At 62.4% G+C, this 8,870-nt stretch carries 8 protein-coding genes and 1 pseudogene; 2 read left to right on the forward strand and 7 right to left on the reverse strand.

Annotated elements, in window-relative coordinates; all coding sequences use genetic code 11:
* Positions 1 to 219: 219 nt before the first annotated feature.
* Genes NCT32_RS36010 through istA form a run of 3 tightly spaced genes read right to left on the reverse strand, consistent with a single transcriptional unit; the run spans position 220 to position 2,697 of the window.
* Positions 220 to 441 carry a hypothetical protein gene (locus NCT32_RS36010; RefSeq protein ID WP_061121931.1) on the reverse strand — a complete coding sequence of 74 codons (222 nt, stop codon included), beginning with the start codon at positions 439 to 441 and terminating at the stop codon, positions 220 to 222.
* The gene (gene istB, locus NCT32_RS36015) at positions 438 to 1,208 is read right to left on the reverse strand and encodes an IS21-like element helper ATPase IstB (protein WP_409241574.1); all 771 of its coding nucleotides are present in this window, start codon (positions 1,206 to 1,208) and stop codon (positions 438 to 440) included. Before istB ends, NCT32_RS36010 begins: the two co-directional genes overlap by 4 nt.
* Positions 1,189 to 2,697 carry an IS21 family transposase gene (gene istA, locus NCT32_RS36020; RefSeq protein WP_061121930.1) on the reverse strand — a complete coding sequence of 503 codons (1,509 nt, stop codon included), beginning with the start codon at positions 2,695 to 2,697 and terminating at the stop codon, positions 1,189 to 1,191. Before istA ends, istB begins: the two co-directional genes overlap by 20 nt.
* An 839-nt stretch (positions 2,698 to 3,536) precedes the next feature.
* Here istA and NCT32_RS36025 point away from each other — a divergent pair.
* Positions 3,537 to 3,845: pseudogene (locus NCT32_RS36025) on the forward strand (transposase); the annotation flags it as partial.
* Positions 3,846 to 4,010: 165 nt separating this feature from the next.
* Here NCT32_RS36025 and NCT32_RS36030 read toward each other — a convergent pair.
* Positions 4,011 to 4,646, reverse strand: coding sequence for a hypothetical protein (locus tag NCT32_RS36030; RefSeq protein WP_143756459.1), 636 nt, complete (start codon positions 4,644 to 4,646; stop codon positions 4,011 to 4,013).
* Between the two features lie 657 nt (positions 4,647 to 5,303).
* On the opposite strand from NCT32_RS36030, the gene NCT32_RS36035 reads away from it, so the two are divergent.
* Positions 5,304 to 5,576 carry a hypothetical protein gene (locus NCT32_RS36035; protein ID WP_061121928.1) on the forward strand — a complete coding sequence of 91 codons (273 nt, stop codon included), beginning with the start codon at positions 5,304 to 5,306 and terminating at the stop codon, positions 5,574 to 5,576.
* Positions 5,577 to 5,771: 195 nt separating this feature from the next.
* Here the strand turns inward: NCT32_RS36035 and NCT32_RS36040 are convergent, their stop codons facing one another.
* The 3 genes from NCT32_RS36040 to NCT32_RS36050 all read right to left on the reverse strand — a co-directional run bounded on the left by NCT32_RS36040 (position 5,772) and on the right by NCT32_RS36050 (position 8,481).
* Positions 5,772 to 6,569 carry a hypothetical protein gene (locus NCT32_RS36040; protein WP_061121927.1) on the reverse strand — a complete coding sequence of 266 codons (798 nt, stop codon included), beginning with the start codon at positions 6,567 to 6,569 and terminating at the stop codon, positions 5,772 to 5,774.
* A gap of 43 nt (positions 6,570 to 6,612) precedes the next feature.
* Positions 6,613 to 6,864: a hypothetical protein gene (locus tag NCT32_RS36045; protein WP_250491460.1), complete on the reverse strand. Its 252-nt coding sequence runs from the start codon at positions 6,862 to 6,864 to the stop codon at positions 6,613 to 6,615.
* Positions 6,865 to 7,386: 522 nt separating this feature from the next.
* A complete protein-coding gene (locus tag NCT32_RS36050; protein WP_061121926.1) occupies positions 7,387 to 8,481 on the reverse strand; it encodes an AI-2E family transporter in 1,095 nt (364 codons plus the stop codon).
* Positions 8,482 to 8,870 lie beyond the last annotated feature (389 nt).

Here is an 8,870-nt window from a genome sequence, read left to right on the forward strand (position 1 = left end):
AGGCCGCTTGCCCGCTAGCAAATTCACGGTGCTGGGCTACGCTCATACGTAGGCCGTGTGCTCAATTTAGCGCTTACCGTTGTCTGCCACCTGTCCTTTGCAGCAGACGGTGCTTGTTGGCGGCGGCGCAAATCCGACACCAGACGGCGGCGCAAGGTCGAGTTAAACACTCGGCCATGCGCCGCAGGCATTGCCGCCCGCAGGGCGAGTAAAACAGGATTAGAACCCGCCCTTGATGTCGTCGATATCGACATCGGTGGGCGGCGAACGCTGCGCGCGGATCAGTTCGTGTAACTCGACGCCGTAACGCATCCAGATGCGTGCGCGCAGATCGCTGAGCAGCTCGAACACGGCGAACGCCTGCTGGGGCGACCAGTCGGCGTCGATCAGGAAGTCCAGCCCGCGAGATAGGCCCGAAGGCAGGTGTGTGCGGCGGCTCACGGCTTCTTCTCCGGGCGCGCAGCGCTACGCCTCCTGGAGCGCTGCTCGGCCCGTTCGCGCGCTTCCTTGACGCGATATGACTCGCCCTCGATCGCGATGACATCGGCGCGATGCACGAGGCGATCGACCAATGACACGACGCAGGCCGCATTCGGGAACACCTCCGACCACGCTGCGAACGGTTTGTTCGTTGTAACCACCGTGCTCGCGGCGCCGTACCTGCGGCTTACCAGCTCGAACAGCAGGTCGGCATGGCGGTTCGAGTACGACAGGTAGCCCACCTCGTCAATCAAGAGTACTTCGGGCGAAGCGTAGCGATGCAGGCGCCGGCGCAGCGCCGAGTCACTGTCGAGCGCGGCCAGCTCGCCGAGCATCTGGCCAGCCGTGGTAAAGAGCGCCGTGTATCCGTGGATGAGCGACTGATACGCGAGGTTCAGTGCGAGTGTCGATTTACCCACGCCGTTCGGCCCGATCAGCACGACGTTGGACTTCTCCCTGACGAACTCGAGCGCCATCAATTCCTCGAGCGCGCCGCGGTCAATCCGTTTGGGCCATGCCCAGTCGAAGTCTGCCAGCGGTTTGAAGTTGCCCAGGCGGGCGTCGCGGATACGCCGCTCGAGCGAACGGCGCGCGCGTTCCTGCTCTTCCCACTGCAGCAACGGCTCGACCCATGACGCGTCGGCGATCTCGCTCCAGTGCGCCAGCAAGCCATACATCCGCAAGGCATTGGCGCGCTCGTGCAACTGCTCAGTGCTGTTTGTCATCATCGGCCTCCGCTATGAGCTGGTCGTAGATGTCGAGCCGGTGTGGCGTCACGCGCTTGTCCTTGTCGCGCACGTGTTCCGGCAGCTTGATGGCGATGGGCGGAGGGGCGCCCCGGGCAGCCCGCCGACGCTCCAGTGCCAGGCGCACTGGGTTCTGGTGCGGCGCGGCGCCGCTCGCGAGGGTTTCCTCAATCGCGGCCTGCAATTCGGCGGCGCCATACCGGTCGAGCAATCGCAGCATCTGCGCGGTAATGTTGCCTAGATTGCTGCCGCGTTCGGCCGCGCGCAGCATCAGTGTCTGGGCAGCCGGTGCGGCGTGCGCGAGATGGTCCAGGCCGCGGTGGTGGCGGGCCTCACGTTTGTGCAACACCAGTGCATCGATGTGCGTCGCGATCTCGATCTGCGCGCCGCGGTCGTAACTGCGAGCATGCTCGGCGACGACATCGGCGCCATCGAGGATGCGCACCTGATGCTGCTCGGCGCAAACTGTGAGCGTGCGTCGCACATGCGTGTGCGGTATCGAGTAGTCGTTCAGGTCGAAGCGCACATAGGGCGTCTTGCCGGCCGACACGGCAAGCTGCAGTTCGCACGGGTACGGGTTCTCCGGCAATGCAAGCAGGCTCGGCTTCTCGCGCTCGAAGGCTTCGCGCACGGTGATGGCCGGATCCTCCCGGCATGGACGATCGGCTGCAACGCCCGCGCACCATTGTGCGGCCTGGGCGTTCAGATCATCGAGATCGGCGTACTTGCGCGCGGCGAAGAAGCTCTCGCGTGCGAAACGAATTGCTCTTTCGACGCGACCTTTTTCGTTTCCTCTCGCGACAGCCACCGGCCTAGGTTCGAACCGGTAATGGCTGGCAAACGCGAGCAGCGCTGGATTGAAGCGGATCGCATCGCCCTGGCGCTCAAGCACGGCGCTGCGCAGATTGTCGTACTTCAGGACCCTCGGCACGCCGGACCATGCTTCGAAGGCACCCACGTGGCCGGCCAGGAAGCTGTCCATACGGGCATTGAGGAAGAAACGCAGCCAGATCTGCCGTGACCACGAAAGCACCATCACGAAGGCCATCAGCGGCCGGCGCGCGCGACCGATCTGCAGGTGGCCGAATGAGGCCCAGTCGACCTCACCCACTTCTCCCGGCATGGTGCGCAACCGCAGATAGGCCTCAGGAGTCGGGCGTGGGCGGTGGAGCGCCACCAGGTGACGGAAATGGTGAATGTTGCCCCGGTAACCACGCTCGGTCACCATCGCGTACAGACGGCTGGCTGTGAGTGAGGGAAACTTCTTGAGCGTCTCATGGATGAACGGCAGGTACGGATCAATCCGCGAGGGCCGCTGCAGACCGCCCACCCGCGGCAGGCCCGCCTGGGCCAGCACACGCTGCACGGTGCCGCGATGCACATGCAACTGGCGCGCGATGGTGCCGCAGCGCCACTTCTCGACGTGGTAATAGCGCAGGATCTGCGCCTCAACTTCAGTCTTGATGGTCATGGGTCGGTTCCTTTTTGTTCGGTAGCAGTACGAACCTCATGGAAGACCCGACGGCGTAATGGCCCATGACGCACAAGCTCACATGCGCAGTAACAGAAGCGGCAATGCCCGTGCGATGGCGTGGTTGCCATCGTGGCTGTCGTCTCTCTGGCCGATGTCGTCGGAGTCGCGATCAGTAGAGCATCAGCGGTGGGCTTGGCGGAAGGGTGATGCGTCACTTTCTCGCGCCGCTGGCGATAGCGGCGCATCCTGGCGGCATGCGCCATACGACCGCGCCAGCTGCGCTGGTAACGGCGACCAGCCTCTCGCAGGCTGACTCGGCGTGAGGCCTGCGCGCAGTCGCGATCGCAGTAAGTCTGGCCGCTATCACAACGGCGGCAGACGATGACCTGCGCCCGGCAACGGGCGCACACGTACAGGCGGCCCGTGGGCGGCTGCATTGGCGGCTCCTCCAGAACGCCAAAGATGAGGAGGAGTCGAACCAAGTCGACGGGCCGCATGAGCAATGCGATACTGACGGCTCACACGGCTCTCCGGCCGGCCGACAGGGCCGCCATATGGATACCTGTGGAGGCGCAGCGCTGGACTGGACTTGGCGGTTGAGGCCGGCGCTGCGCCTGTTGTTCTTCTTTGGCAAACGCCTTTCTATCATGCGGACGGCCCGCCCCGATTCAGGCCACGTCTCCGGTCGCCCTACGGACTCCCTACGCCGTGCTCTGAATCAACGTCCCGTTCAGCGTGGGTTGAACGCTTCCCTGATGTCTGTCTTCATCCTCGCGTGTGGCGCCGCCGCACTATGACGCCGCCGTTTATTGTCGGTTTTCAACCGCCGTTCACACCTGGTCGATGCACTTCGCGAAGAAGTGTTGCAGCAGGCGGTACTGCATGCCGACGAGACGCCGGTAAAGATGCTTGCGCCGGGAAAGGGCAAGACCCATCGAGCCTATCTGTGGGCGTACAGTACCACGCAGTTCTCCGATCTGAAGGCTGTGATCTACGACTTCGCCGAGAGCCGCGCTGGCGAACATGCACGCGCATTTCTAGGCGAGTGGCGCGGCAAGCTGACGTGTGACGACTATGGAGGCTATAAGGCCAGCTTCCAGAGCGGCGTGACGGAAACGGGGCGTCGCATTGAACGTCGGAGAAGGCGGTGAGCAGGTCAGCCCGCTATCGCCATCGATCTCTGACGCGTCCGAGCGCTACGCCGATACCGTCATTCATCTTACCTTCCGCTGGTGTGACCTACCCCTGCCGCGTCGGAAGGGGTAGCGGGTGCACGGTCGGATGTGCGCGAATAAGGCGCGGTCGTTCGCTCATCGACTCGGTGCAGGCGAGACGCGTCGCGACTGGACCATTCCTCGCACCACGACATCCCGTTCGGAATCCGGCATCCCCAGTATGGCGTGCATGGTCACTCTCATCGCCCAGCACGCGTCGCGGGGATTCGCGCCTTGCGGATTGGCGGAGTAAGCTGCGTAGCGCGCGACATCGGCCGGCGTGTAGCCGAGTTCTCGCAGCAGCGACAGCTTTAGGCTGGCTTCTGCCTGCGCAAATCGCTGCGGGGTTGGCCTCTCCGGCGCGGTGTCGGCGTCTGCCGCCCGTAGCCCCGCCAGAAGTATCCGGAAGTACTCGTCGATATCCGCGTCCGCCATCGCACTCAGAGGAACGCGGTCGATCACGGCACTCATGTCGTTCAGCCCGAAGCAATCGACGGGAACAAGGGTGTCGAGAATTTTCGTGACAAGCGCTACATACTCCAGACGCAGTGCGGGCAACATGCGTTCGAGTCCATCGGCCATCAGTTCGGCGCGTGCGCTCGAGGTCACAAAGAGCTTGCTTACACGCTGTATGTTGCCGATGACCACGGGATCGCCATCGATGCGGGCGATCCATGCGAGAATCAGCCGTCCTTTGTCCGAAGACGGATCGACGCCGTTCGCGATCAGCATCTCGTCATAGGCAGACGGCCGTACATTCGATGCGGCTTCAGCAGGCTGTCCCGATGGCGCGGTATGCCTCCACCAATTGTCGTAGCGAAATGCGGAGTTCGCCTGCGGCGCGCTCACCACCGCAATCAGGCCCACGACTAGAATCTCGACTCTCGCTTTCATGTTTCCCCATGCGCAGCGATTCGCTTACACGTGCATGTCTTCATTGAAATCCCACACCTACGATAGGTCAGACCCTAAAAAAGACAAAAGGACAGCATCGTTCGCCACCTTTCTGCTTTGAGGGAGCCTCGCAGCGACGGACAGCCGAGCACCTTCGCGAGTGAGTTTCGGGACTGTGGCAGTACCCAAGCTAACCGGCTTCTTCTCCCACGCGTCCAGCGGTGGATCATTTCGGAGATCGTGCACTCAAGGAGCGTCGTGGCGACCCCGATGGCGCATCGTCGGGCGAGTCGTGATCCGCCTGGGTTTTCGCACGCGGATCCGCTCTCGGCGGCGCTGAATCATGCCATCATGTGCTGCATGTAACCGATACTCACATTATCCAAAGAGCCTTCTCGAGTCTAGCTCTCCACGAACATGGCAAGCGGTTGCGCACGACAGCTTGTCGTCGTTTCAACCTTTCAATCTTTCAACCGGGCACGCAGGAGTGTGAAAATGGTCGAATCTAGAAACGGACTCTGGAGAAGAACAAGCGCAATGCTTGCCGTCGCCGCCGGACTCCTGACGATACCGGACGCTGCACCGGCCACCAACCAGTCGCAGCAGCGCCAACAAGGCAGGAACGCAAACCAGGCCGCCAAACACGAAGCTCGCACGTCGAAGGTCGACTGCCGGGCCGCAAACCAGAAGAGCAACTCCCAGTGCCGGCAGGACAAGCGCGACACGAAACAGGAAGGCCGTCAGCAAAAACGGGACATCAAGTACTAGACGAGGGCGCCGGTCGAACGGCGTGTCCGCCAACAGCGGTGCAGGCGTCGGCCGCCCTGAGAGCTTGACGTGAACGTGCCCGTTTCGCGCGGTGCAACGGCGCAACGCGTCGCCTCGCTTTAGGGCGAACCGGGGGCCGCGAGATCATGCTCGTGCCGCCCGCGCCTTGCGGTGCGAACGGCCGCCGGAACACCATCAGAATTTGAACGTCACGTTCACGCTTGGGCCGCCGAAGCGCAGCGTCTGGACAAGTTGATCCCCCGAGCCGTAAAAAGCGAGGTAACGATAGAGCAGGCCAAAGTCGACCCGCTTCGTCGCGTACGACAACCCTGTCAGCGCCTGCCATGTGAACTTCGAAGCGCCCGTCCCCACGTCGAGATAGAACGGGATGAACCAGGCGCCGTCCCGGCTGATGGTTGCCCGTCCGCGCACGCCCGCAAATCCATTGAAAATGTTCTGCATCTGCCCGACATGAAAGTTTGAGCTCGCCCCTGGTCCCGAGCCGACCGTCGCCGCAATGGCAACGTCGAGTGTTCCCTTTACGCCGAGATAGCGCATGCCCGCGATCGCATCGACGTGTCCCCACTCCTTCCATAGGAGCGTGCGGCCGCCGCCCAGCTGGATCAGCGTTCCGGCAAAACTCGTTTGTACGTCTTGCTGCGTTTCACGTGTGCCAAGGACGCCGTTCGTCGCATTGACAGAAGCGTCCTGCCGGCCGAAGTTGAGGTAGATCGAGTCCGCGAAAACACTCCACGCGCCCTTGCGCGCCTCGCCCTGCAGCATCAGGGCGAACCGGAGGTTCTGCAGATAGTTGTACGGGCCGCTCGACGCGTCGGCGCCGCCGCCGGGCAGGGTGAAGCGCAGCGTTCCGCTCACGGTGGGCAACCACAGGTAAGGCCCCACTGCGAATTGCCACTGCGAGCCGGCATCGCCCACAGGGGCGTCGATTCCGAACGCCGAGCAACTGATTGCAAGCGTCGTCAACGCCGCCATGCTTTTCGACCATCGAGTCATGATGCCCGCCTCCTGTCTCTCCCTATAGCGGACAAGGAAGCGACTTCGCCAAGTACGTAAATGGTTTGATGTTGTTCGGACTCGTGTAACTTGCGCACGCAAATCCAGACAAACGACCTGCCAGTCTTGCTCCTTCGGGAAATTCTGAAGACTCGCCCGCCGCGCGGCCTCCTGCACCCCCGACGGCGGCAGCCACGATCAACCCCGTGAACACCATGCCGAGCATGTCAAGCAATATCGCATCGATCCGGCCAAAAGTTGACGTAGGGATCACATCGCCGTACCCGATGGTCAGCGCCGTGATCGCGCAGACGTATATGGCTTCCCCCGGCGTCGAAGGCGTTCACTTCACCGTCTCCACAGAGCCCCGACGTAATACATGGGGATTGTCAATAGAACGACCAGCATCAGTAGGCCAGCCAATATCGCGCTCAGAAACAGAAAGTCCTGCGCGACTCCCGCAAGGTCTCAGTTGCCGCAGGTTAATCGGCGACCTGAGCTTGCAGCAGCATCAGCGCCGCATCGCGGTTGGCCTGCGCGGCGAAGAACGCGGCGTCGGCAGGTTCTCGTTACCGAAAATCTGCCACCGGTGCCGCACGTCAGGCTGCGCTGCCAGCTGCGTGACTTGCCCGAACTATGCGCTGCTCCAGTGTTCATTCCATTTCTCATGTTGCGGCTGACAGTCGGGATCCACACGCATGCATCCGCTCACGCAAGCTGCGCCAAGCAGTACCATCATCCCGTATGAGCGCATGAAAGGCGGCACGAAGCCTTCGCCGCAGCTTCGATACTGCTGCTATTCCTGAGCCCCGGATTGCGGGCGCGGCTGGTCTCTCACCCATCGCCAGAACAGCTGATAACCCACTGCCAACACCACGGGGCCGATGAACAGACCGATCACGCCGCCCGTCACCATGCCCCCGAGCGCGCCGATCAGCACCACGGGCATGGGTACCGCGACGCCGCGGCCGAGCATCATTGGCTTGAGCACGTTATCGGCGAGCCCCGCGACAAATACATAAACCGAGAAGATGATCGTGATTGCGCTCACGCCTTCCGTGACAACCACGAAGACGATCACGGGGATGGTGATTAGCGTGGCGGGCAACTGCATGATGCCGATCAGCAGCACCGCGAGCGCCAGCAGACCCGCGCCCGGGATACCCATGACAATGAACGCGACACCTATGAGCAGCATCTGAATGAACGCGATCCCGACCACGCCTTGAGCGACCGCGCGAATGGTGGCCGTGCAAAGATCTGCGATCTGCGCGCCATTGTCCGGTCCGAAGATGCGCGAGGCGATCTCCACCGCGCTTTTGTGGCCTGTCTCGCCATACGCCATGAGTATGCCGGCAACGATCAGGGCAGCGAAGAACAGAAGCAGCCCCGCGCCGAGACCGGTTATGGTTCCGAGCAGAGCGAGACCGGCCTCCTTGAGTTGTGGAGCGAACTTCTGCGCGAGACCCGAGATGTCCGTCGATGCCTGCAGCCAGAAGTCGTACACCTTCTGGCCCACCAGCGACCGGCCCGCTACCGACTCGGCAGGCGGTGGAACGCGGAAGCTGCCGCTTTTGAAGATGTCCTTCGCGTGGTCTATCGATTCGGCCACCGCGACGCCCAGCAGATAGGTCGGCACGAGAATCACTACAAACGCGATGAGAATGATGAGCGTGGCGGTGAGACCATTCTTGTTGCCGAGCGCACGCCGGAGCCTGACTTGAAGCGGATACAGCGTGATCGCGAGGATCAACGCCCAGGCCATGAGACTGAGAAACGGCGCGAAGATCCTGAAGCAGAATATCGCGAGAACCGCAACGAGCCCCGCACGGATCAGAACATCGAGCAGTTCCCGAGACGACGCCCGTTGAGTAGTCGGTGTGAGCGACATAGCGCCCCTCCTGGCAGGTCTTTTGCAGATCTGCGGGCGACAAAGCAAGGCACGGCAACAAATGCCGTATCCGGAACAAACTGCCCGCTGCGGGCAGTCGATCCGTCGACCCGCTACTTGTTCATGCCGGCCGCGGCGGTCGACCGGTGCCCTCGGGACCTTCTTTCACTCGCGGCAGGGTCATGATTGGGGCCTCCAAGCTCGCATGTAAGGGACAACCTCGCTCACGTCCGTTACATTATGCACGCTATTGTGCCCACTTACCCTGCCAACCGGTTACCCAGCGCGGGGACCCCTGAACGACTCCGGTCCCGCTCGAATCGACTCCTAGCGCGACTTGGCCGTTTGGACGCTTCCAATCAGAAACGGTGACGCAAGCCGACAGTGGC

This window comes from Caballeronia sp. INML2 (assembly GCF_023631365.1).
Taxonomy (GTDB): domain Bacteria; phylum Pseudomonadota; class Gammaproteobacteria; order Burkholderiales; family Burkholderiaceae; genus Caballeronia; species Caballeronia turbans.